At 74.4% G+C, this 22,467-nt stretch carries 19 protein-coding genes and 1 rRNA gene; 6 read left to right on the top strand and 14 right to left on the bottom strand.

The annotated features are described in order from the left end of the window. Positions 1 to 177: 177 nt before the first annotated feature. Both ACWERV_RS34600 and ACWERV_RS34595 read right to left on the bottom strand, forming a co-directional pair. A complete protein-coding gene (locus tag ACWERV_RS34600; RefSeq protein ID WP_452940675.1) occupies positions 178 to 801 on the bottom strand; it encodes an NUDIX domain-containing protein in 624 nt (207 codons plus the stop codon). A gap of 32 nt (positions 802 to 833) precedes the next feature. Further along, positions 834 to 2,462: a CTP synthase gene (locus ACWERV_RS34595; RefSeq protein WP_398188685.1), complete on the bottom strand. Its 1,629-nt coding sequence runs from the start codon at positions 2,460 to 2,462 to the stop codon at positions 834 to 836. A 602-nt stretch (positions 2,463 to 3,064) separates the two neighbouring features. Between ACWERV_RS34595 and ACWERV_RS34590 the strand changes: the two genes are divergently transcribed. Further along, positions 3,065 to 4,876, top strand: coding sequence for a glycoside hydrolase family 15 protein (locus ACWERV_RS34590; protein ID WP_452940674.1), 1,812 nt, complete (start codon positions 3,065 to 3,067; stop codon positions 4,874 to 4,876). A 78-nt stretch (positions 4,877 to 4,954) separates the two neighbouring features. Here ACWERV_RS34590 and ACWERV_RS34585 read toward each other — a convergent pair whose 3' ends face one another. The 6 genes from ACWERV_RS34585 to ACWERV_RS34560 all read right to left on the bottom strand — a co-directional run bounded on the left by ACWERV_RS34585 (position 4,955) and on the right by ACWERV_RS34560 (position 11,435). After that, on the bottom strand, positions 4,955 to 6,097 hold the full coding sequence (locus ACWERV_RS34585; protein ID WP_452940672.1) for a glycosyltransferase family 4 protein: 1,143 nt from the start codon (positions 6,095 to 6,097) through the stop codon (positions 4,955 to 4,957). Positions 6,098 to 6,328: 231 nt separating this feature from the next. Continuing rightward, positions 6,329 to 8,086, bottom strand: coding sequence for a DNA repair protein RecN (recN, locus tag ACWERV_RS34580; protein WP_452940670.1), 1,758 nt, complete (start codon positions 8,084 to 8,086; stop codon positions 6,329 to 6,331). Positions 8,087 to 8,140: 54 nt separating this feature from the next. After that, entirely contained in the window at positions 8,141 to 9,046 is a 906-nt protein-coding gene (locus ACWERV_RS34575; RefSeq protein WP_398188674.1) for an NAD kinase, read from the bottom strand. A gap of 5 nt (positions 9,047 to 9,051) precedes the next feature. Continuing rightward, positions 9,052 to 9,861, bottom strand: a complete 810-nt coding sequence (locus ACWERV_RS34570) for a TlyA family RNA methyltransferase (protein WP_452940677.1) — start codon at positions 9,859 to 9,861, stop codon at positions 9,052 to 9,054. A gap of 13 nt (positions 9,862 to 9,874) precedes the next feature. Next, positions 9,875 to 10,354, bottom strand: a complete 480-nt coding sequence (locus ACWERV_RS34565) for a hypothetical protein (protein ID WP_452940668.1) — start codon at positions 10,352 to 10,354, stop codon at positions 9,875 to 9,877. After that, positions 10,347 to 11,435 (bottom strand): histone, encoded by a 1,089-nt coding sequence (locus ACWERV_RS34560; protein ID WP_452940666.1) that lies wholly within the window; start codon positions 11,433 to 11,435, stop codon positions 10,347 to 10,349. Before ACWERV_RS34560 ends, ACWERV_RS34565 begins: the two co-directional genes overlap by 8 nt. 161 nt (positions 11,436 to 11,596) lie before the next feature. Between ACWERV_RS34560 and ACWERV_RS34555 the strand changes: the two genes are divergently transcribed. After that, positions 11,597 to 11,944, top strand: coding sequence for a sterol-binding protein (locus ACWERV_RS34555; protein ID WP_398188666.1), 348 nt, complete (start codon positions 11,597 to 11,599; stop codon positions 11,942 to 11,944). Here ACWERV_RS34555 and ACWERV_RS34550 read toward each other — a convergent pair. The 3 genes from ACWERV_RS34550 to ACWERV_RS34540 form a co-directional block, all read right to left on the bottom strand. Continuing rightward, positions 11,892 to 12,797, bottom strand: coding sequence for an ABC transporter ATP-binding protein (locus ACWERV_RS34550; RefSeq protein WP_452940664.1), 906 nt, complete (start codon positions 12,795 to 12,797; stop codon positions 11,892 to 11,894). The two genes, ACWERV_RS34555 and ACWERV_RS34550, sit on opposite strands and share 53 nt — an antisense overlap. Positions 12,798 to 12,969: 172 nt before the next feature. Next, positions 12,970 to 13,995 (bottom strand): FecCD family ABC transporter permease, encoded by a 1,026-nt coding sequence (locus tag ACWERV_RS34545; protein WP_452940662.1) that lies wholly within the window; start codon positions 13,993 to 13,995, stop codon positions 12,970 to 12,972. Positions 13,996 to 14,051: 56 nt separating this feature from the next. Then, positions 14,052 to 15,107, bottom strand: coding sequence for a FecCD family ABC transporter permease (locus tag ACWERV_RS34540; RefSeq protein WP_452940660.1), 1,056 nt, complete (start codon positions 15,105 to 15,107; stop codon positions 14,052 to 14,054). An 83-nt stretch (positions 15,108 to 15,190) separates the two neighbouring features. Between ACWERV_RS34540 and ACWERV_RS34535 the strand changes: the two genes are divergently transcribed. Both ACWERV_RS34535 and ACWERV_RS34530 read left to right on the top strand, forming a co-directional pair. Beyond that, the gene (locus ACWERV_RS34535) at positions 15,191 to 16,246 is read left to right on the top strand and encodes an ABC transporter substrate-binding protein (RefSeq protein WP_452940658.1); all 1,056 of its coding nucleotides are present in this window, start codon (positions 15,191 to 15,193) and stop codon (positions 16,244 to 16,246) included. Positions 16,247 to 16,250: 4 nt separating this feature from the next. Then, positions 16,251 to 17,132 carry a siderophore-interacting protein gene (locus ACWERV_RS34530; RefSeq protein ID WP_452940656.1) on the top strand — a complete coding sequence of 294 codons (882 nt, stop codon included), beginning with the start codon at positions 16,251 to 16,253 and terminating at the stop codon, positions 17,130 to 17,132. 520 nt (positions 17,133 to 17,652) lie between these two features. Here the strand turns inward: ACWERV_RS34530 and ACWERV_RS34525 are convergent. Next, positions 17,653 to 18,657 carry an HAD-IIA family hydrolase gene (locus ACWERV_RS34525; protein WP_452940654.1) on the bottom strand — a complete coding sequence of 335 codons (1,005 nt, stop codon included), beginning with the start codon at positions 18,655 to 18,657 and terminating at the stop codon, positions 17,653 to 17,655. Between the two features lie 110 nt (positions 18,658 to 18,767). On the opposite strand from ACWERV_RS34525, the gene ACWERV_RS34520 reads away from it, so the two are divergent. Further along, on the top strand, positions 18,768 to 20,069 hold the full coding sequence (locus ACWERV_RS34520) for a DUF1015 domain-containing protein (protein WP_452940652.1): 1,302 nt from the start codon (positions 18,768 to 18,770) through the stop codon (positions 20,067 to 20,069). A gap of 70 nt (positions 20,070 to 20,139) precedes the next feature. On the opposite strand, the gene ACWERV_RS34515 is transcribed toward ACWERV_RS34520, so the two are convergent. Then, positions 20,140 to 21,063: a hypothetical protein gene (locus ACWERV_RS34515; RefSeq protein ID WP_452940650.1), complete on the bottom strand. Its 924-nt coding sequence runs from the start codon at positions 21,061 to 21,063 to the stop codon at positions 20,140 to 20,142. A 381-nt stretch (positions 21,064 to 21,444) separates the two neighbouring features. Here ACWERV_RS34515 and ACWERV_RS34510 point away from each other — a divergent pair, with 381 nt between their 5' ends. Continuing rightward, positions 21,445 to 22,338: a hypothetical protein gene (locus ACWERV_RS34510; protein WP_452940648.1), complete on the top strand. Its 894-nt coding sequence runs from the start codon at positions 21,445 to 21,447 to the stop codon at positions 22,336 to 22,338. Positions 22,339 to 22,364: 26 nt separating this feature from the next. Here the strand turns inward: ACWERV_RS34510 and rrf are convergent. After that, positions 22,365 to 22,467, bottom strand: a 5S ribosomal RNA gene (rrf, locus tag ACWERV_RS34505); the annotation flags it as partial.

The following is a 22,467-nucleotide window of genomic DNA, read 5'->3' as shown; positions in this document are numbered from 1 at the left end:
CTGCGCGGCCCGCCCCCACCGGCCGGTGGTCCGGATCGGACCGAACTGCCCCTTCGGGTCGGTGACGACCCGCGCCCCGGTGGGGGCTGAGCGCGCAGTTCCCCGCGCCCCTGAAAACGGGTGCCCTGCGGCCCAGCCGCGTCCCAAAAACGGGTGCCCGGCGGCGCAGGCGGGGGCTCAGGAGTCGAAGGGGCGGGCCGGCCAGGGGGAGTCGGCGGGGCGGAGTGCGGCGGAACCGCCGGAGGCGAGCGCAGCCTGCGCGGCGAGGACACCCACCACGAGGCAGTTGTTGTGGAGGTCCCCCGCGAGCACGCCGGCGAGGAGTTCCGCCAGCGGGACGCGGGCGAGCTCCATGTCGGCCTCCTCCTCCGAGACCGCGAAGCGCTCCCCCTCCGCCTCGGAGACGCCTCGCGCGAGGAAGATGCGCACGGCCTCGTCGCAGCCGCCCGGCGTCGTGTAGACGTCGGCGAGCACGTGCCACTCCTCCGCCTTGACGTGCGCCTCCTCGTACAGCTCGCGCTGCGCCGCGTGGAGCGGGTTCTCGCCGGGGATGTCGAGCAGGCCGGCCGGGATCTCCCAGAGGCGGTGGCGCACCGGGTGCCGGTACTGGCGCAGCACCAGCACCCGGTCGTCGTCGTCGAGGGCGAGGACGGCCACCGAGCCGGGGTGGACCTGGTAGTCGCGGGTCGCCGTGCTGCCGTCCGGCATGACGACCTGGTCGCTGCGGACGCTGGTCTTCTTGCCGGTGAAGGGCGTGGCGGTGGCCGTGACCCGCCATTCCTCCGGGGTGTCCTTGAGCATGCTGCGCCTTCCGGGAAGGGAAATGTGCTCGGTCAGCCGGACTTGCGGGCGACGGCCGCCTTGACCAGGCCCGCGAAGAGCGGGTGCGGCCGGGTCGGGCGGGACTTCAGCTCGGGGTGCGCCTGCGTCGCCACGAGGTAGGGGTGGACGTCGCGCGGGTACTCGACGTACTCGACGAGCTTGTTGTCCGGGGAGGTGCCGGAGAAGACGATACCGGCGGTCTTCTCCAGGTCGGCGCGGTAGGCGTTGTTGACCTCGTAGCGGTGCCGGTGGCGTTCCTCGACGTACGGCTGGTCGCCGTAGACCTCGCGGACGATGGAGCCCTCGGCGAGCTTGGCGGGGTAGGTGCCCAGGCGCATGGTGCCGCCGAGGTCGCCCTTGCCGCCGACGATGTCGAGCTGTTCGGCCATGGTGGAGATCACCGGGTGGGCGGTGGCGGGGTCGAACTCGGTGGAGTTGGCCTCGGCGATGCCGACGAGGTTGCGGGCCGCCTCGATGACGACGCACTGCAGGCCCAGGCACAGGCCGAGCAGCGGGATGCGGTTCTCCCGGGCGTAGGTGATCGCGGCGACCTTGCCCTCGATGCCGCGCTCGCCGAAGCCGCCGGGTACGCAGATGGCGTCGACGTCCCGGAGCTGCTCGGCGGCGCCCGCCGGGCTCTTGCAGGTGTCGGACAGCACCCACTTGATGTGGACCTTGGCGTTGTTGGCGAAGCCGCCGGCCCGCAGCGCCTCGGTGACCGACAGGTAGGCGTCGGGCAGGTCGATGTACTTGCCGACGAGCGCGACGGTGACCTCGTGCGCGGGCTCGTGGACGCGGCGCAGCAGGTCGTCCCACTGCGTCCAGTCGACGTCGCGGAAGGGCAGGTCGAGGCGGCGCACGACGTACGCGTCCAGGCCCTCGGTGTGCAGGACCTTGGGGATGTCGTAGATGGAGGGCGCGTCGATCGCGGCCACCACCGCGTCCTCGTCGACGTCGCACATCAGCGAGACCTTGCGCTTGATCGCGGTCGGCACCTCGCGGTCGGCGCGCAGCACGATCGCGTCGGGCTGGATGCCGATGTTGCGCAGCGCGGCCACCGAGTGCTGGGTGGGCTTGGTCTTCAGTTCGCCGGACGGGCCGATGTAGGGCAGCAGCGAGATGTGCACGACGAAGACGTTGTCGCGGCCGACCTCGTGCCGGACCTGGCGCACGGACTCCAGGAAGGGCAGCGACTCGATATCGCCGACGGTGCCGCCGACCTCGGTGATGACCACGTCGACGTCGTCGGTGGCCATCCGCCGGATGCGGGACTTGATCTCGTTGGTGATGTGCGGGATGACCTGGACGGTGTCGCCGAGGTACTCGCCGCGCCGCTCCTTGGCGATCACCGTGGAGTAGACCTGGCCGGTCGTGACGTTGGCCGAGCCGGCGAGGTTGACGTCGAGGAAGCGCTCGTAGTGGCCGATGTCGAGGTCGGTCTCGGCGCCGTCGTCGGTGACGAAGACCTCACCGTGCTGGAACGGGTTCATGGTGCCGGGGTCGACGTTCAGGTACGGGTCGAGCTTCTGCATCGTGACCCGCAGGCCCCGCGCCTTCAGCAGTGCGCCGAGACTCGACGCCGTGAGCCCCTTGCCGAGCGAGGAGGCCACACCGCCGGTGACGAAGATGTGCTTGGTCATCGTGGATTTCGGCGCAATAGCCAAAGGGGGCTCCCGTGGTCGCGAGGTGAGGTCGGGACGGTGCTCGCTCGCGGAGCGCCGTCGGGCGGTTCAGTGGTTCAGCCCACCGGCCCACGGGCTACCAGGGTATCAGCGGTGCAGGGCAGCGACGGTGCGCGGCACCCCGTCGGGTCACCGTTGCCCCTCGAACACGGCATCGGGTCGGCCCCCGTACGGGCCACCGTTGCCCCGCCGGAAGGGCGCCCGAACCGTATACGACGGCACCGGACCACCGTTGCCCCCCGGCCAGACCACCGCCGGGGTCCGGCCGGACCACCGGCACACCTCGGCCACACAACCGCCACACCCCGGCCATGTGGCCGTTCGCCTGCGCATATGCCGGAGTGCGCCCCGCAGTGCACCCGTGCGGCCCATCGAAGATCGCAAGAGACGCACACCGGCACCCCGCGACGACGTATTCTGCACGGACGCACCTGTGCGAGCCGGCCGGCACACGGCATCATCCCCGCCCGCTCCCGGATCACGAGCTCGTCGAATATCCCCAGACCGCAAGACCGCCCCCAGTCCGTGGGGCGGCGGTGTCGTTTCGACTGGAGAAGCACGTGGCCGGGCGTATCGAGGATTACGCACTCATCGGAGACATGCAGACCGCCGCACTGGTCTGCCATGACGGCACGGTCGACTGGCTGTGCCTGCCGCGCTTCGACTCACCGGCCGTCTTCGCCGGATTGCTGGGCACCGACGAGCACGGCTTCTGGCGGCTCGGCCCCGCCCACCACGGCACCCCGCCGCCGGCCGCGACACGCCGCCGCTACCGCGGCGACTCGCTCGTACTGGAGTCCGAGTGGGACACCCCGCGCGGCACGGTCCGGGTGATCGACTTCATGCCGCCGCGCGACGGCGCGCCACAGGTGATCCGGATCGTGGAGGGCGTCAGCGGCCGTGTCCCGATGGTCTCGGCGCTGCGCATGCGCTTCGCCTACGGCCAGGTGGTGCCGTGGGTGCACAAGGTCGGCGACCGCACGGTGGCGGTGGCCGGACCCGACTCCGTCTGGTACGACGCCGAGGTCGACACCTACGGCAAGGACCTGACGACGTACTCGGAGTTCTCCGTCGGCCCCGGCGACCGGATCGCCTTCAGCATCAGCTGGGAGGCCTCGCACAAGCCGCAGCCGGCGCTGCCGGACCCCGAGGGCTCGCTCACCGCGACCGAGGACTTCTGGCGCGAGTGGGTCGCGCAGTGTACGTACACCGGGCCCTACCGCGAGGCGGTGGTCCGGTCGCTCATCACGCTCAAGGCGCTCACGTACGGCCCCACCGGCGGGATCGTGGCCGCCCCGACGACATCGTTGCCGGAGGACATCGGCGGGGTCCGCAACTGGGACTACCGCTTCACCTGGCTGCGGGACGCCGCGATCACCCTGTCCTCGCTGCTGCGCACCGGCTACCGCGAGGAGGCGCAGGCCTGGCGCGAGTGGCTGCTGCGCGCGGTCGCCGGCGACCCGGAGAACCTGCAGATCATGTACGGCATCGCGGGCGAGCGCGAGCTGGGCGAGAACGAGCTGCACTGGCTGCCCGGCTACGAGGGCTCCACCCCCGTCCGGATCGGCAACGGCGCCGCCCACCAGCTCCAGCTGGACGTCTACGGCGAGGTCACCGAGGCGCTGCACCTGGGCCACATGACGGGCCTGGCCCGCAACGACTACGCCAGCGTGCTCCAGCTCAAGCTCATCCGCTACCTGGAGAAGCACTGGAACGAGCCCGACGAGGGCATCTGGGAGGTGCGCGGCCCGCGCCGGCACTTCGTGCACTCCAAGGTCATGGCGTGGGTCGCCGTCGACCGCACGGTCAAGCTCATCGAGTCCGGCGAGGTCGACGGGCCGCTGGAGCGGCTCAAGGACCTGCGCGACGAGATCCACTACGACGTGTGCGAGAAGGGGTACGACAAGGAGCGCAACACCTTCACGCAGTCCTACGGCTCCAAGGAGCTGGACGCGTCGCTGCTGCTCATCCCGCAGATGGGCTTCCTGCCGCCGGACGACAAGCGGGTCATCGGCACGATCGAGGCGATCCAGCGCGAGCTGTCCACCGAGGACGGCTTCGTGCTGCGCTACCCCACCTCCAGCACCGACACCAGCGGTGACGACAACCTCGACGGCCTGCCCGGCGACGAGGGCGCCTTCCTCGCGTGCTCCTTCTGGCTCGCGGACGACCTCGCGATGATCGGCCGGGTCGAGGAGGCGCGGCGGCTGTTCGAGAAGCTGCTGTCGCTGCGCAACGACCTCGGGCTGCTCGCCGAGGAGTGGGACCCGCGCCGCCAGCGCCAGGTCGGCAACTTCCCGCAGGCCTTCAGCCACGTGCCGCTCATCGACACCGCGCTGCGGCTCACCGCGGTCGGCGCCTTCCGCGCCTGAACGCGGCCGCACCGCCTCTACGCGCGGTGCGGAACCGGTTACGGAAGGGGCCGGGCACGGTCGGAGGGCCCGGTGGGTTCACACCCGCTGGGTCAGCTCGTCGTAGACGCTGAGCACCTGGGCCACCGTGTCGTCCTCGGAGGGCCAGGTCGCCGCCTGCGCGCGGCCCGCCACCGACAGGGCGGTACGGCGCGCCGGGTCCGCCATCAGGTCGGCGACCGCGCGGGCCAGGCCCAGCGGATCCCCGTACGGCACCAGGACGGCCGCGTCGCCGACCAGCTCGCGCACCCCGCCGACATCCGTAGCCACCAGCGGCACCCCGGCGTGCAGCGCCTCCTGCGCCATCAGCGGGCGGGCCTCCCAGCGGCTGGGCAGCACCACGAGATCGGCGGCGGCCAGCAGGTCGGGAACGTCGTCGCGGGCCCCGAGCAGCACGACCGGCAGCCGCTCGGCCTCGATCCGCCGCTCCAGCTCCGCGCGCCGGCCGCCCTCACCGGCGATCGCCACGAGCGGCGCCGGATCCTGCCCCGCCCACAGCCCGGCCGCGTCCAGCAGCAGGTCGTGACCCTGCTGCGGCTCCAGCATGCCGACGGAGAGCAGCAGTGGGCGGTCCACGGCGCCGTGGTCGGCGCGGGTCTTCTGCCGCAGCCGCTCCCCCTCCTCCGGGGGCCGCGGCGGCCTGCCCGGCGGACGCGGCACCGCGGCGGGCGCGAAGCGCGCGTCCTTCGCGCCGAGCGCGCGGGCGCGGTCCACCAGCTCCGAGGACACGCCGAGCACGACCGTCGCCGTCCGCAGCGCCCGGCGCTCCAGCCAGCGCAGCACCACTCCGCGACCGCCCTCCGCGGGGGCGCCGCCGTGCCACGTCACCACCAGCGGGACGCGCCGCCCGCCGAGCGCGAGCGCGGCGAGGAAGCCCGCCCACAGGCCGTGCGCGTGCACCACGCCCGCACCGTGGAAGGCGGCGCGCAGCGCCCCGACCACGGGCGCATCGGCGCGCGCCCGGCGCACGCCCATGTCGACGGGCACAAAACGGGCGCCGGTCGCGCCGAACCCGTAGTCCGCCTCCGCGCCCGCCGGCCCGCACACCGTGACCTCCACCCCGCGCGCGACCAGCCCGCCCACGAGCGAGCTGACATGCGCGCCGGCGCCTGCCCCCGCCGCCGTGCCCAGCACATGCACGGCGTGCAGTTGCCCGGCGAAGGGCTCCGAGGTGCGAGTCACGCGGCCTACCGCTCCTTGAGATGAGGACGACGCCCTCCAGCATGCCAGCCCCCGCAAGAGCGGGCCCTTGCGCGGGCCCCTTTCCCCACGGACCCCCACCCCCCGAACCACCCGTACGGGTGACGCCGGTTGCCGCCGCGCGGGCTGCGCCTGGCACGCGCCCCTGGGGTTGCCCCGCGCGGCAGCGGCAAGCGCCCGCCCGGCGGGGCAACAGCTCCCGCCGGGGGAAGGTCAGAGGGAGGCGCGGGCGGCGGCCAGGAGTTCTTCGGCGTGGGCTCGGGCCAGTTCGGAATCGGACTGGCCCGCGAGCATGCGGGACAGCTCACGGACGCGGGCCTCGCCGTCGAGCGCGGTGACGCCCGACCGTGTGACGGAGCCGTCGTTCGTCTTCTCGACCAGCAGTTGGCGGTCGGCGAACGCGGCCACCTGCGGAAGGTGGGTGACGACCACGACCTGGGCCGTCCGCGCGAGCCGCGCGAGGCGGCGGCCGACCTCGACCGCGGCGGCCCCGCCGACCCCCGCGTCGACCTCGTCGAAGAGGTACGTCGGGACGGGGTCGGACCCGGCGAAGACGACCTCGACGGCGAGCATGACGCGGGACAGCTCACCGCCGGACGCGCCCTTGGCGATGGGCCGCGCGGGGCTGCCGGGGTGCGGGGCGAGCAGCAGCTCGACCTCGTCCGCGCCGCTGGGGCCGTAGCCGACGGCGCGGCCGTCGATCTCGATGCCGGACTCCTCCTCACCGGCGGGCATGTCGTTCTGCCGGATGGCGAAGCTGACGCGGGCGTGCGGCATGGCCAGCGAGGCCAGTTCGGCGGTGACGTCGGTGGCGAACCGCTCGGCGGCCTCGGTGCGCAGGTCGGTGAGGTGCTGGCCGAGTCCGCCGAGTTCGGCCCGCAGGGCGTCGCGCTCGGCGGTCAGCTCGGCGATGCGGTCGTCGTCGCCGTCGAGTTCGGCGAGCCGGGCGGCGCTCTGCCCGGCCCACGCGAGGACGTCGTCGATGTCGGTGCCGTACTTGCGGACGAGGTGGGCGAGGACGGCCCGGCGCTCCTCGACGGCGGCGAGCCGCAGCGGGTCGGCGTCCAGGTTGTCGGCGTATCCGGCGAGTTCACCGGCGACGTCGGCGAGCAGGATGCCCAGTTCGCCGAGCCGTCCGGCGAGCCCGGCGAGGGCCGGGTCGTACGCGGCGACGGCGTCGAGCGCGCGCTGGGCGCCCGCGACGAGGCTGCCGGCCTCGACGCTCTCGGGGTCCTCGGGGTTACCGGCGAGCGCGGCGTGCGCGAGCGTCGCGGCGGAGGCGAGCGCCTCGGCGTGCCCGAGCCGCTCGGCCTCGGCGGCGAGTTCGGCGTCCTCGCCGGGCTGGGGTTCGGCGGCGGAGATCTCCTCGACGCCGAACCGCAGCAGGTCGGCCTCCTGGGCGCGTTCCCTGGCCCGGGTGGTGAGTTCGGTCAGCTCCGCGGCGACCTCCCGCAGCCGCCGGTAGGCGGCCCCGTACTTCTCCAGGGCCGCGCCGAGCGCGGCCCCGGCGTAGCGGTCGAGGGCCTCGCGCTGCCGCGCGGGCCGCAGCAGGCCCTGCTGGTCGGTCTGGCCGTGGACGGCCACGAGGTCGTCGGCGAGGTCGCCGAGCAGCCCCACGGGGACGCTGCGCCCGCCGAGGTGGGCGCGCGAGCGCCCTTCCGCGGACACCGTCCGGCTGATGAGCAGCGCGCCGTCGTCGAGTTCCGCCCCGGCCTCGGCGGCGCGTACGGCGGCGCGGTCGCCCGGCGCCATCGTCACGCGGCCCTCGACGACCGCCGAGCCCGCGCCGATCCGCACGAGGGCGGGGTCGGCGCGCCCGCCGAGCAGCAGGCCGAGGCTCGTGACGACCATGGTCTTGCCCGCACCGGTCTCGCCGGTCACCGCGGTGAAGCCGGGTGAGAGTTCCACCACGGCGTCCTCGATGACACCCAGCGACCGGATCCGCATTTCCTCCAACACGGATACGACCATACGAGGTTTTCCGTGCCCGGCGCGACGCCCGCCGGGCAGCGGGCTCCCCGCCGGTTACGACGGGGCGCCGCGCCAGCCCGCGACGGGCAGCGCGAACTTGGCCACCAGCCGGTCGGTGAAGGACGCGTGGTGCAGCCGCGCGAGCCGCACCGGCACGGCGCCGCGGCGGACCTCGACGCGGGCCCCGGCAGGCAGTTCGACGGTGCGCCGCCCGTCGCACCACAGCACGCCGTTGGGCGTCTCGGGCTGCACCTCGACGGCCAGCACCGACCGCGGGGAGGTGACGAGCGGCTTGGCGAAGAGCGCGTGCGCGCTGATCGGCACCATGAGCAGCGCCTCGACCTCGGGCCACACCACGGGCCCGCCGGCCGAGAAGGCGTAGGCGGTGGAGCCGGTCGGGGTCGCGCAGACCACGCCGTCGCCGCCGAAGCGGGAGACGGGGCGGCCGTCGACCTCGGTGACGACCTCCAGCAGCCGCTCGCGGGAGGCCTTCTCCACCGACGCCTCGTTGAGCGCCCAGTCGGTGTGGACGACCGACCCGTCGTTGCGCACGAGCACGTCGAGGGTCATACGCTCCTCGACCTCGTAGTCGCGGGTGACGACGCGGTCCACGACCTTGTCCAGGTCGTCCCGCTCGGCCTCGGCGAGGAAGCCCACCCGTCCGAGGTTGACGCCGAGCAGCGGCACCCCCGAGGCGCGGGAGAACTCGGCGCCGCGCAGCAGCGTCCCGTCGCCGCCCAGGACGACGATCAGCTCGCAGCCCTCGACGGCCTCCGGCCCCGCCTCCGCGACCAGCTCCACCGCCTCGGGCAGCGGCAGGTCCACGGCCTCGTCGGCGAGCAGCCGCACGCCGATGCCGCAGCGCAGCAGGGCCTGCACGACCCGTTCGGCGCTGCGGATCGCGGCCGCTCTGCCGGTGTGGGTCAGCAGGAAGACGGTTCGGTTCTGTGTCTCGCTCATGATGGTCACGGGTTCGGCCCCTCCGCCACGGCACGGTCGACATCGGCCGGGTCCAGCGCGGGCGCACCGGCGCGCAGCCACAGGAAATACTCCACGTTGCCCGAGGGCCCTGGCAAAGGACTTGCTGTGACGCCGAGCACCCCCAGCCCGAGTGCGGCCGCCTGCCCGGCGACCGTACGCACCGTCTCGGCGCGAAGATGCGGGCTGCGCACCACTCCCCCGCTGCCCAGCCGCTCGCGGCCCACCTCGAACTGCGGCTTGACCATCAGCACCAGGTCGGCGCCGGGCGCGGCGCAGCGCACCAGGGCGGGCAGCACCAGGCCGAGCGGGATGAACGACAGGTCGCCGACGACCAGGTCGACGCCTTTGCCGTCGATGTGGTCGAGCGTCAGTTCCCGTACGTTCGTGCGGTCCTTCACCACCACCCGCGGATCGCTCTGCAACGACCACGCGAGCTGCCCGTAGCCGACGTCGACGGCGACGACCTGCCGGGCACCGGCCCGCAGCAGGACGTCGGTGAAGCCGCCGGTGGACGCGCCCGCGTCCAGCGCCCGGCGGCCCGTGACGGCCAGCCCGCGGGGCTGGAAGGCGGTGAGCGCCCCGGCCAGCTTGTGGCCGCCACGCGAGACGTACTCCGGGTCGTCCGCGTTCTCGGCGACCACCAGCGCGGCCGAGGTCTCCACCTGCGTGGCGGGCTTGGTCGCGGTGGCGCCGCCCACCGTCACCCGGCCCGCGGCGATCAGCTGGCTGGCGTGCTCACGCGAGCGCGCGAGTTTGCGCCGCACCAGCTCGGCGTCCAGGCGGCGTCGTGCCACTGCCACGTACGGTTCAGCTCCTGTTCTCGTCCAGCGCTGCGAGCGCGTCGCGCAGCCCGTGGTGCACATCCTCGTACACCTCGATGTGGGAGTGCGTGGGGAGTTCGTCGGCGTCGGCGAGCCGCGCGAGGGCCGCGTCCACGTCGGCGTTGCCGGTCGGCGGGACGGCCACGCCCAGCGGCTCGGGCCGCGCGGGGGCGTCCTCGTGGGCCGCCGCCCCGTCCTCGTCGGCGGCCCGCTGCTCGGGTACGGCCCCGGGCAGGTCGGCGGGCGGCTCGCCGTGACCGCCGCGCCCGGCGTACGCGCCCGGCTCGACGCCCTGCCCCGGCACACCGACCGGCAGATCCGCCGGGGGCTCGCCGTGACCGCCCCGCCCGGCGTACGCGCCCGGCTCGGCGCCCTGCCCCGGCACACCGAGCGGCAGATCCGCGACCGACTCGCCCTGACCGGCCCGCCCCGCGGACGGGCCCGGCTCGGCGGCGGGCTCACTCATCGCCGGATCCGGCGGAGGGCGCGGACTTCTTGGCGGGGGCGGTCTTCTTCGCCGCGGGGGCGGGCGTGTCGGCGGCGGGCTTCCCGGCCGCCGCCTTCTTCGCCGCGGTCTTCTTCGCCGCCGTCTTCTTGGCCGCGGGCCGGTCGGCCGCGGGCTGGTTGGCGGGCGTGGCGCCGGAGAAGTCCGCGGCGGGAGGCGTCTTCGCGGAGGCCGGGGTCGCCGCCTTCTTCGCCGCGGGAGCCTTCTTCGCCACGGTCTTCTTGGCCGCGGCCTTCTTCGCGGGCGCCGGGCCGCCGGAGGCCGGGGCGGCGGACTTCTTCGCGGCCTGCTTCTTCGCCGGTGCCTTCTTCGCGGGCGCGGCGCCACCGGAAGCCGGGGCGGCGGTCTCCTGCGCGCCGGCCGCGGTCGTACGGCGCGGGTTCGCCGTCGTCTTCGGGGTGGCGGCGACCTTGCGGCCCGCGGCGGCGGAGGCCCGCGCCGCGGTCTTCTTCGCCGCGGTCTTCGTGGCGGCCGTCGTCTGGTGGGCGGCGGCCGACTTGGCCGTGGTGGCCCGCTTGGCGGCGGCGGTCTTGCGGGCCGCGGGCGCGGCCTTCTTCGCGGGGGCGGCGGCCTTCTTCGCCGCCGGTTCCGTCTTCTTGCCCGGCGCGGGCGGCTCGGTCGCGACGGGCACGTGCTCCACCGTGGGCGCGGGGGCGGGCTCGGGCCGGGCGGCGGGCGCGCGGCCGGGCTCCTCCTGCGCGGTGTCCGACTCCAGGTTGCGGATCCGGCGCTCCAGCGTCTCCAGCACGACGCCGACCTTCGTGACCTCGTCGGCGAGCCGGCCGACCCGGCTCATCGTCTTGTCGACCTCCTCGCGGACGATGCCGAGCAGCAGGTCGCGGTTGGCGCGCCCGGCGGCCATCAGCTCGTCGGCGAGGGTCTGCACCTCCGCCGGGATGGCGGAGTTGATCCGCCGCTGCACGGCGTCCACGTCGATGCCGGTCTGGTCCAGCATGTCCCTGGCCGCGTCGACCGCACGGCGGCGGGTGGCCTCGGTCAGGCCGCCCGCGATCTGCAGACAGGTACGCAGCGCGTCCCGCATCGCTCTCACTCCTCGCCTCGCCCGTTGACACATCGTCCGGCCGGGGCCCTCGTGCGGGCACCCGTGGTCAAGACGCTACCGCCTCGGGCCGCGTCGGCCCGCCGACGGTGCCCTGCGGTACGGTCGTGGCGACGTAACCCCGACCGGGAGACACCGCGCCGATGGCCACCCTCGAGGAGTGCCGGGCCGCACTCGACCAGCTGGCGCGGAACATGGCGCGGGCCGAGGGCGACGTCCGCTCGGCCGCCGCCCTGGACCGCTCGCTGAGCTGCCGGATCACCGACCTGGACACGACCTTCACCGGACGGCTCGCGGGCGGCACGATCACCGGTGTGACCGCCGTGCCGGGCGTCCCGGCGGACAAGGCGCAGATCCGGCTGACGACGACCGGGGACGACCTGGTCGCGATGGTCGGCGGCGAGCTGAGCTTCGCCAAGGCGTGGGGCAGCGGCCGGATCAGGGTGCAGGCTTCGCTGCGGGACGTGCTGCGGCTGCGCTCCCTGCTGTGACGGCGGCGGGGGCCGCGGCCGTGCCCGTACGGCGGCGGGCCGCGGGGATCACCAGCGGGGTGCCGCTCTCCGGGTCCTCGATGATCCGGCAGGGCACCCCGAAGACGCGCTCGACCAGCTCGGCGGTGATGATCTCGGCGGGCGGCCCCTGCGCCTCGATCCGCCCGTCGCGCATCGCGATCAGGTGGGTGGCGTAGCGGGCGGCCTGGTTGAGGTCGTGCAGCACGGCGACGAGGGTGCGCCCGCCCTCCTCGTGCAGCCGTGCGCACAGGTCGAGGACGTCGATCTGGTGCTGGATGTCGAGGTACGTGGTGGGCTCGTCGAGCAGCAGCAGCGGTGTCTCCTGCGCCAGGGCCATCGCGATCCACACCCGCTGCCGCTGGCCGCCGGACAGCTCGTCCACCCGGCGTTCGGCGAGCGCGCCGACGCCGGTGGCGGCCATGGACTCCGCGACGATCCGCTCGTCCTCGGCCGACCACTGCCGCAGCAGGCCCTGGTGCGGGTAGCGGCCGCGGGCCACGAGCGAGGCGACGGTGATGCCGTCGGGCGCCACGGAGGTCTGCGGCAGCAGCCCGAGGGCGCGGGCCACGGACTTGGCGGGCAGGCCGCCGATCGCCCGGCCGTCCAGCAGCACCCTGCCCTCGGCGGGCTTGAGCAGCCGGGCGAGCGCGCGCAGCAATGTCGACTTGCCGCACGCGTTGGGACCGACCACCACGGTGAACGAGTGGTCGGGTATGTCGACACTGAGCCCCTCGGTGATGACCCGCCGGTCGTACCGGAGCGTCACCGCGTCGGCCCGCAGCCGCGGCGTCACGCCGCCATCCGTCGATGTGTCGGCATGGCGACTGGTCATACTGCTGCTCCCGTGGCGGTGGTACGGCGGTGTTCGGCGGCGGTCGGTGCGTGCGCCGCGGGGTGCGGCGGGTGTACGGCGGCGGTCCGTGCGCGCGGCGGGCGATGCGGCGGGTGTACGGCCGCGGCCCGTGCGCGCGGCGCGCGGTGCGGCCGGCGGTGGTCGGAGCGGGTCATATCCGGCCCGCCCGGCGCTCCTCGACGAGCAGCCACAGCAGGTACCCGCCGCCGAGTACCCCGGTGGCGACGCCCACCGGCACCTGCCCGGAGCCGAACGCGCGCTGCGCCGCGAGGTCGGCGAGCACCAGCAGCGCGGCGCCCATGAGCGCGGACGGCAGCAGGCTGACGCCGGGGGTGCGGGTGAGCCGCCGGGCGAGCTGGGGCGCGGTGAGCGCGACGAAGGCGATGGGCCCGGCGGCGGCGGTCGCGGCGGCGGTCAGCAGCACCGCGCTGAGCACGGCGGTCAGCCGTACCCGCTCGACCCGCACACCCAGCGCGCGGGCCGCGTCGTCGCCCATCTCGGTGATCCGCAGCGCCGGTCCCTGCGCGAGCAGCAGCGGCATCAGGACGGCGCAGCAGCCCAGCAGCGGCCACACCTGCTCCCAGTCGCGCCCGTCCAGGGAGCCGCTGATCCAGATGACGGCGCGGGCGACGTCCACGAAGTTGGCCTTGACCAGCAGGTAGCTGTTGACGGCGGCGAGGATCGCGGAGCCGCCGATGCCGACGAGGACCAGCCGGTAGCCGTGCACCCCGCGCTGCCAGGCGAGCGCGTAGACGGCGAGGCCGGTGAGCAGGCCGCCGGCGATCGCGCCCGCGGAGACCTCCAGCGAGGAGCCGTGCGCGACCACGATGACCAGCAGCGCACCGGCCGCCGAGCCCTGGCCGAAGCCGATGACGTCGGGGCTGCCCAGCGGGTTGCGCGACACGCTCTGGAAGGCGGCGCCCGCCATCCCGAGCGCGGCGCCCACCAGCAGCGCCACCAGGACGCGCGGCAGCCGCAGCTGACGGACGATGAAGTCCTGTCCCGCGGTGCCGTGTCCGGCCAGGGTGCGCAGGACGTCGGCGGGCGCGATGGCGAAGTCGCCGGTGCCGACCAGCACGACGGCGGCGGCGAGTGCGACGACCAGCAGGCCCGTACCGGCCAGGGCGGCGCGCCGGTCGAGGCGCAGCGACAGTCCGCCGCGTGGGGTGCGCAGCACGCTGCCGCGCCACGCGCGGGCATCGCCGGGGGTACGGCCCCCGGTCCGCGCGCGGCTCACAGCTCCGCCGTCCGGTGGCGCCGGACCAGGGCGATGAAGACGGGTCCGCCGACGACCGCGGTGACGATGCCCACCTGGAGTTCGGCCGGGCGGACGAGCAGTCGTCCCAGCACGTCGGAGCCCAGCAGCAGCACGGGCGACAGGACGGCCGCGTAGGGCAGGGTCCAGCGCATGTCGGGGCCGGTGATGCCGCGCACCATGTGCGGGACCATCAGGCCGATGAAGACGATGGGCCCGCAGGCGGCGGTGGCCGCCCCGCACAGCAGGGTGATCGCCGCCATCACGGCGATCCTGGTGCCGGTGAGCCGGGCGCCGAGGGCCCGCGCGGTGTCGTCGCCGAGCGCGATGGCGTTGAGCGGGCGGGCGGAGGCGAAGGCCAGCACCGCGCCGACGACGAGGAAGGGCGCGATGCGCCGGACGGTCGCCATGTCGGCGGAGGCCAGCGAGCCGACCTGCCAGAAGCGCATGCGGTCCAGGGCGACGCTGTCGGTGAGCTGCACCGCGTTGCTCCAGCCCTGGAGCAACGCGGTCACCGCCGTTCCGGCGAGCGCGAGCCGTACCGGGGTCGCGGAGCGGCTGCCGCCGATCGCGTAGACCAGCACGGACACGGCGGCGGCGCCGACGAGCGCGCACCACACGTACGCGCTCGGCGAGGTGATGCCGAAGAAGCTGATGCCGGTGACGACCGCCGCGGCGGCGCCCGCGTTGACGCCGAGCAGACCGGGGTCGGCGAGCGGGTTGCGGGTGAGGGCCTGCATCGCGGCCCCCGCCAGGCCGAGGGCCGCGCCGACCATCAGGCCCAGCACCGTACGCGGCAGCCGGAGTTTGCGGACGACCACGTCGTCGTCGGTGCCGGCGTAGTGGAAGAGCCCGTGCCAGACCTGGTCGAGCGGGATGTCCTTGGCACCGATCGCGATGCTCGCCGCCGTCACGGCGAGCAGCAGCACGAGGGCCGCGAGCAGCCCGGCGCCGCGGGCGGCCCCGGATCGGGCGGTGGCGCCGGTGCCGGGGGCGGCGGGGGCGCGTGGCGGGGAGTCCTGGTCAACCAACACGTGGCTTAGGTTAGCCTAACCTCGCTAACGTATCCCGAGCAGAGCGGCACCTTCCCATGACCTCGTCCCGTACTCCCTCCCGCATGTCCGGAATGTCCCGCCGGGGTGTGCTCGCCGCCGGTGGCGCGCTGGGCGCCGGTGCGCTGCTGGCCGCCTGCGGCGGATCCGGCTCCGGCGCCGATTCCGGCTCCGGCTCGGGCTCCGGTTCCGGTACGTCGTCGGCGGGCGCCGGCGGTGACGCCAAGGCGTCGGGACCCTTCCGCTTCACCGACGACCGCAAGAAGGCCGTCTCCCTCGGCAAGGTCCCGGCGAACCTGGTGGCGTACGTCGGTTCCGCCGCCGCCCTGCACGACTACGGCGTCGAGTGCACCGGCGTCTTCGGCCCCACCACCCTCAAGGACGGCTCCCCCGACCCGCAGGCCGGCGACCTCGACGTCACGAAGGTCACCGTCATCGGCAACGTCTGGGGCGAGTTCAACATCGAGAAGTACGCCGCCCTCAGCCCCGGCCTGCTCGTCAGCCACACCTACGACGGCAAGACCCTCTGGTACGTGCCCGAGCAGAGCAGCGCCAAGATCCTCGCCCTCGCGCCCAGCGTCGGGATCAACGTCACCGGGGTCCCCCTCACCACCCCGCTCCAGCGCTACGCCGAACTCGCCGCCGCCCTCGGCGCGGACCTCGGCTCCGCCGCCAACGCCGCCGCCAAGACCCGCTTCGAGACCGCCTCGGCGAACCTGCGCGCCGCCGCGAAGGCCGCCGGCGGCATCACCGTCATGGCGTGCTCGGCGAGCGCCGACTCCTTCTACGTCTCCACGCCCTCCTCGGCGGCCGACCTGACCTACTACAAGAGCCTCGGAGTGAACTTCATCGTCCCGAACAAGGTCGAGGGCGGCTTCTTCGAGACGCTCAGCTGGGAGAACGCCGACAAGTACAAGGCCGACATCCTCATGCTCGACAGCCGCTCCGCGACCCTCCAGCCCAAGGACCTCACCGGCCGCCCCACCTGGCAGCAGATGCCCGCCGTCAAGGCCGGGCAGATCTTCCCCTGGCCCAGCGAGCCGATCTTCTCCTACGCGAAGTGCGCCGACCAGCTGGAAGCCCTGACCAAGGCGGTCACCGGCGCGAAGAAGGTGAGCTGACGCCATGGCCGAACCCCAGCCCACGTACCGCTTCTTCGACGCGCAGGTGCTGCGCACGTATCCGCTCTCGCGGTCGCTGCGGCGGGTCGTGCTCGGCGCGTCCGGGCGGGGCCCGGACGCTCGGCTCGGCGCGGACGCCCGGCTCAGCGCGGACGCCGGGCTCAGCGCGGACGCCGGGCTCGGCGACATCGTCAGCGGCGGGCGCGACCAGCGGCTCAAGCTCTTCCTGCCGCAGGCCGGGCAGGACGCGCCCGTCCTCCCCGATGTCCTCGACACCGGCTGGTACGCGCGGTGGCGCGCCCTCGACCCCGGCGTACGCGGCATCATGCGCACGTACACCGTCCGCGACGTACGGCGCGAACCCGACGAGCTGGACATCGACTTCGCCCTCCACGGCGACCTCGGACCCGCCTCCCGGTGGGCCGCCGCAGCGGCACCCGGCGACCGGCTCACGCTCCTCGCGCCCGTCGTCACCGACAACGGCGGGGTCGACTTCCGGCCGCCGGAGGGGACGGACTGGATCCTGCTGTGCGCGGACGAGACCGCGGTGCCGGCTGTCGCCGGGATCCTGGAATGGCTTCCGGCGGGGACGCCGGTCAAGGCGTGGATCTCGGTGGGCGATCCGGCCGATCGCGTCGAGCTGCCGACGAAGTGTGAGGCCGAGATCAGCTGGCTGACCCGGCCCGCGTCGGTGGCCGAGGCCGTCGCGGCCTCGGCGCTCCCCGCCGGACGCCCGTACGCCTGGCTCGCCGGCGAGTCCTCCCTCGTCCGCGAACTCCGCCGACACCTCGTGGGCCCGCGCGCCTTCCCGCGCGCGGACGTGACGTTCACGGGTTACTGGCGTGCGGGCACGACGGAGGACGCGCTGCTGGAGGAGTCGGCGTAGGCGCGGCGGGGGTGGTTGTTGCGGTTCGCCGCGCGACCTTGCTGTGGGTGGGGGGTTGCTCGCGCAGTTCCTCGCGCCCCTTTGCGCGGCGCCGCCGCTGGTGGGTCGGGGGCCGCCACGGGGCACCTCCTCGGAATGCGCCTTCACCCTCCCCCGTAGCCGCTGAGCCCCTCCCAGCGCATTCCTGCGGGGGCACCCCGCACCGTCCCCCTCCAGCCCGGTTCAGCGGCTGCCTGCCGGTGGTGGGTTCTCGTTTTTGGGCGCGGCTGCGCGCGCCAGCACCCGTTTTTCCGGGGCCCGAGGCAAGGCCGCGTGGGAGAGCACCCGCTTTCCCGGGGCCCGGGGCACAACCGCGTGGGAGAGCACCCGTTTTTCCGGGCCCGGGGCACAGCTGCGTGGGAGAGCACCCGTTTTTAGGGGCGCGGGGAACTGCGCGCTCAGCCCCCACCGGCGGACGATCGCGACGCCTACCGCGACAGGCAACCCGGAGCGCAACGCACCGCAGGGCGTGAGCGGGCTCTCAGAGGGGAAGCGTGCCCAGCGCAGCGGAAGCGTCGAGGTCGGGGTGGGTCCAGGCGGCGGCGCACAGCGCGCGGAGGCCGTCGAGGGGGTCGCCCTCGCCCGTGAGGGAGAGGGCGGAGGGGGAGGCCGCGGCGGTCCAGCCGCCGCAGTAGGCCTGGTCCGAGGACCACGTGACCTCGGGGTGCGGCACGAGCAGCCCCCGCAGGTCACGAGCGACATACGTCGGACGATGCCTCGGCTCCGCGGCGAGCAGAGCGGAAGCCGTGGTGACGCCCGTGAGGACGAGCAGGGAGTCGACACCCCCCGCGTACGCCCCCTCGATGTCCGTGTCGAGCCGGTCGCCGACGACGAGCGGCCGCCGCGCCCCCGTCCTGATCACCGTCTCCCGGTGCATGGGCGGCAGTGGTTTGCCGGCGACGCGGGGGGTGCTGCCGGTGGCAATGCGGACGACTTCGACGGCCGCGCCGTTGCCGGGGGCGATCCCGCGGGCGCTGGGGATGGTGAGGTCGGTGTTGGAGGCGAACCACGGCACCCCGGCGTTGACCGCGTACGCCATCTCCGCGAGCTGCGACCAGCGCAGCTCGGGCCCGTATCCCTGGACGGCGGCGACCGGGTCATCCGCGGCGGACTCGACGGGTTCCAGCCCGCGTTCGCGCAGAGCGGCGAAGAGTCCTTCGCCGCCGACGGCGAGGACCTTGGAGCCGGCGGGCACCTCGTCGGCGATGAGCCGGGCGACGGCCTGGGCGGAGGTGATGACGTCCTCGGTGGCGGCGGGCACGCCGAGGTCCGTGAGGTGGTCGGCGACCGTCGCGGGTGTGCGGGCGGCGTTGTTGGTGACGTAGGCGAGCCGCATCCCGTCCTTGCGGGCGGCGGTGAGGGATTCGACGGCGTGCGCGATGGCGTCGCCGCCCTTGTAGACGACCCCGTCGAGGTCGAGCAGCGCCGTGTCGTACGCGGTGTCGAGCGGCTGGGTGCTGCCGCTCGGACTGGTCCGGTCAGTCATGGCTGGGCTCGCTCCTCGTCGTCCGGCCGTGCGCGGCCGCGCGTCCGTCGTGTCGTGTCGTGTACCTCGACGATCATCCCCCATGCCGGCCGCGGACGTAGCATGCGCTGATGACCCACCCCGGACCCGACGACGGACCCCACCCCGGTCCCCCTCCTGCGCGGGGCCTCGACCTGGCCCCCTTCCGCGGTCTGCGGTACGCCGCCGCACGTGTCGGCAGCCTCGCCGCGGTCACTTCGCCGCCGTACGACGTGGTCGTCCGCCCGGACGGGCAGCGGCATCTGGAGACGGCCGACCCGTACAACGTCGTCCGCCTCATCCTGCCGGACGCGGAGACGCCCGCGGAGCAGCACCGCCGGGCCGCCCGGACGCTGGCCGCCTGGCGGACGGCGGGTGTGCTCACCGCGGACCCGCTGCCCGCGCTGTACGTCTACGAGCAGCACGACGGCGACCACCTGCAACGCGGTGTCATCGGCGCGCTGCGGCTGACCCCGCCGGAGGCGGGCGTGGTGCTGCCGCACGAGGACGTGATGCCGGGCCCGGTCGCCGACCGCGCCGCGCTCATGCGGGCCACCGGCGCCAATCTGGAACCCCTGCTGCTCGCCTACCGCGACGGCGACGCGACCGCGTCCGTCGTCGACGCGACCGCGGGCGCGCGTGAGCCGCTGCTCGCCACGACGACCGAGGACGGCGTCCGGCACCGCCTGTGGGCGCTCACCGATCCGGCCGAGCACGCGGTGATCCGCGCCGACCTCGGCCTGCGCCAGGCCCTCATCGCCGACGGCCACCACCGCTGGGCCACGTACCGCAGGCTCCAGGCGGACCACCCGCCGGGCACGGCGTGGGACTACGGCCTCGTGCTGCTCGTCGACACCGCCCGCCATCCACTGCGGGTCCGCGCCATCCACCGCGTCCTGCACCGACTGCCGTTGGCGCAGGCGCTGGATGCCGCCCGGCCCTACTTCCGGGTACGCCCGCTGCCGGGGCACGACCTGGACGCGGCGCTCGGCGTCCTCGCGCAGGCCGCGGCGGACCGTACCGCCTTCCTGCTGGCGGGCGAGACGGGCTTCCACCTGCTCGACCGGCCGGACCTCGCGCGGCTGGACCGCTGGGTGCCCGCCGACCGACCCGAGGCCTGGCGCCGACTGGACGCCACCGTGCTGCACTCCGCGCTGCTCGACCACGTCTGGCGGATCCCCGACTCCCCCGAGCGCATCGGCTACCTCCACACCGCGGAGGCCGCCGTACAGCAGGCCCTCCGCCACGCGGGCACCGCCGTGCTCATGCACCCGGTACGGGAGAGCGTCGTCCTGGACCTGGCCCGGCAGGGCGTGATGATGCCGCGCAAGTCCACGTCCTTCGGCCCGAAACCCGCGAGCGGGCTCGTCATGCGGAGCCTGGACCTGGGGTGAGCAGCGGAGGAGGGAGGGGCGGCAGGCCGTGGCCCGCCGCCCCTCCCTCCGGAGGTGCTGTCGCTGCCGGTCAGTCCCGGTCGCTGCCCGGCGCCGGAGCGCGGAAGGGCGAGTCCAGGAAGGACGACGGCTCGTCCTCGTCGGTGGCGTCGGTGGTGTCCGTGACGTCGGCGTCCGTGACGGGAGCGGGTGCGGAGGCGGGGGACTCGGCGGGCGCCTCGTCGTCCTCGTCCTCTTCGTCCTCGTCGTCCTCGTCGCTGACCGCGTCATCGGCCGTGCCGGTGTCGTCGGCCTCGTCGGCGTCCGCGAAACCGTCCTCCGCCGTGTCGGACGACTCGGCCGATTCGTCGGCGTCCGCGCCGTCGAAGGCGTCCACGAACTCGACACCGTCGAGCTGCGCGAGCCGGTCGGAGGCGTCCGTGGTGCCGTTGTGGTCGGCCTCCGCCGCCTTCGCGAACCAGTCGCGGGCCTCGTTCTCCCGGCCGACGGCAAGCAGCGCGTCCGCGTACGCGTAGCGCAGCCGCGCCGTCCACGGGTGCACCGCGTGCGACGCCAGCTCCGAGCTCTGGAGCGTGACGACCGCCGCCTCCGCCTGCCCCATGTCCTGCCGGGCACCGGCGGCGACGAGCCGCATCTCGACCTGCCCGGCCTTGTCGAGCTTCTGCACCTCGGGCGCACCGGCCATCTCCAGTGCCCGCTCCGGACGCCCGAGCCCGCGCTCGCAGTCGGCCATGACCGGCCACAGGTCGACCGTGCCGGTCATCCGCCGCGTGGCACGGAACTCGGCGAGCGCCTCGGCGTACCGCTCACTGGCGTACGACGCGAAGCCCGCCGCCTCCCGTACGGCCGCGACGCGCGACGCCAGCCGCAGCGCGACCCGCGAGTACGCGTAGGCCCGCTCGGGCTCCTCGTCCAGCAACTGGGCCACCATGACCAGGTTGCGGGCGACGTCGTCGGCGAGCGTCTTCGGCAGGCTCATCAGCTCCTGGCGCACGCTCGGGTCGATCTCGTTGCCGGTGACCTCGTCCGGGATCGGCAGCCGGCGTACCGGCTCGCGGTCCTCGCGCCGGTCGTCCCGGCCGCCGCCACGGTTCTCGAACCGGCCGCGCCGCTCGACGGTCGGCCGTCGGGCACCGAAGCCCCGGTCGCGGTCGCCGCTGCCGCCGTCCCGGCGCGGGCCGCGCGGGCGGTCGTCACGCCGGTCGTCGAAGCGGGGACGGTCGTCACGGCCGCGGTCGCGGTCACGGTCGAAGCGCGGACGGTCGTCCCGCCGGTCGTCACGGCGGAAGCCGCCGCGGTCGTCCTCACGGCGCGGGCCACGGGGACGGTCGTCACGAGGGCGGTCGTAGCGCGGACGGTCCTCACGCGGGCCGTCGTGGCGGGGACGGTCGTCACGCCGGTCGTCGTAGCGCGGACGGTCGTCACGGGGACGGTCGTAGCGGGGACGGTCGTCCCTGCGGAAGCCACCGCCGGCGCCACCGGGACGGTCACCGTCACGACGGGGACCGCGGGGGCGGTCGTCATGCCGGCCGTCGAACCGGGGACGGTCGTCACGGGGACGGTCGTCGCGAGGGCGGTCATAGCGGGGCCTGTCGTCACGGGGACGGTCGTCCCTGCGGTCGTCACGGCGGAAACCGCCGCCACCGCCACCGTACGGACGGTCCGAACGCGGACGGTCGTCCCTGCGGAAGCCACCGCCGGCACCACCGGGACGGTCACCGTCACGGCGGGGACCACGGGGGCGGTCGTCACGCCGGTCGTCGAACCGCGGACGGTCGTCACGGGGACGGTCGTCACGAGGGCGGTCATAGCGGGGCCGGTCGTCACGGGGACGGTCGTCCCTGCGGTCGTCACGCCGGTCGTCACGGCGGAAACCGCCGCCACCGCCACCGTACGGACGGTCCGAACGCGGACGGTCGTCCCTGCGGAAGCCACCGCCGGCACCACCGGGACGGTCACCGTCGCGACGCGGGCCGCGCGGGCGGTCGTCGCGGTCACGGGAACGGTCGTCACGGCGGTCGTCGCGGCGGTACCCACCACCGCTCGGGCGGTCGCCGTCCCGCCGCGGGCCGCCGCTGCGGTAACCCCCACGGTCGCCACCGCCGTTCGGGCGCGAGTCCCGGCGTTCGGGACGCTCGGGCCGGTCTTCAGGCGAGTTGGACATCGACGTGACTCCTCGAATCGTGACGCTGTAGTACAAGTCTCCCGTATTCACGGGGACACCGCGCTGCGTGAGTGCATGCAAAAGACCCCTGGTCCCAGCACGTAGGCCAGGACCAGGGGTCTGGAAAGATTGTTCGGCGGTGTCCTACTCTCCCACAGGGTCCCCCCTGCAGTACCATCGGCGCTGAAAGGCTTAGCTTCCGGGTTCGGAATGTAACCGGGCGTTTCCCTAACG

The organism is Streptomyces sp. NPDC004031 (assembly GCF_053604375.1).
Note: the sequence above shows the minus strand (reverse complement) of the source record. Positions and strands in the feature narration are given on the sequence as shown.